The 874-nt window shown below is 59.5% G+C and carries 1 protein-coding gene; it reads left to right on the forward strand.

What is annotated here, in order from left to right:
* The coding region (locus tag lacNas_RS03540; RefSeq protein ID WP_201346599.1) for a DUF711 family protein at window positions 1–874 on the forward strand (874 nt) is incomplete at both ends.

Raw genomic sequence — 874 nt, forward strand, 5'->3', positions numbered from 1 at the left:
ATTTCTCTGATCGCCGCCGCATCCGGCGACAGCGACTACGTCAAGTACGCGGTCACTTTGGACAAGGCAGCTAAGGCTGTCGGCGTTGACCTTATTGGCGGCTTCTCGGCTTTGGTCCACAAGGGTTACCAAAACGGCGACCGGGTGCTGATCAAGTCGATTCCAGCCGCCTTAAAGGAGACCGAAAGAGTCTGCGCTAGCGTCAACGTCGGTTCAACCCGCAGCGGGATCAACATGGATGCCGTCAAGGAAATGGGCCAGGTCGTGATCGAAAACGAAAAGATCGATCCGCTCAACAACGGCAACCTGGTGATCTTCTGCAACGCGGTTGAAGACAATCCGTTCATGGCCGGCGGCTTCCACGGGGTCGGGGAAAGCGACGTGGCCTTGAACGTCGGCGTTTCCGGTCCAGGGGTGGTCAAGACTGCCCTGGAAAAGGTTCGCGGCGAATCAATGGACGTGGTGGCGGAAACGATCAAGCAGACGGCCTTCAAGGTGACCAGAATGGGTCAGCTGGTCGGCCAGGAAGCTTCCAAGCGCCTGGACGTTGACTTTGGGATCGTTGACCTCTCTTTGGCACCGACGCCGGCCCAAGGGGACTCGGTGGCCAACATCCTGGAAGAAATCGGCCTGGAAAGCGTCGGCACGCACGGCACCACTGCGGCTTTGGCCATGCTGAACGACGCGGTCAAGAAGGGCGGCATCATGGCCTGCAGCCATGTCGGTGGCTTGTCTGGGGCCTTTATCCCTGAATCAGAAGATGCCGGGATGATCGCGGCCGCCGAGAAGGGGATTCTGACGGTCGACAAACTGGAAGCCATGACCGCGGTCTGCTCTGTCGGCCTGGACATGATTGCCGTACCAGGCGACACGC

It is taken from the genome of Lactobacillus nasalidis (genome assembly GCF_016587775.1).
In the GTDB taxonomy this organism is placed as follows: Bacteria; Bacillota; Bacilli; order Lactobacillales; family Lactobacillaceae; genus Lactobacillus; species Lactobacillus nasalidis.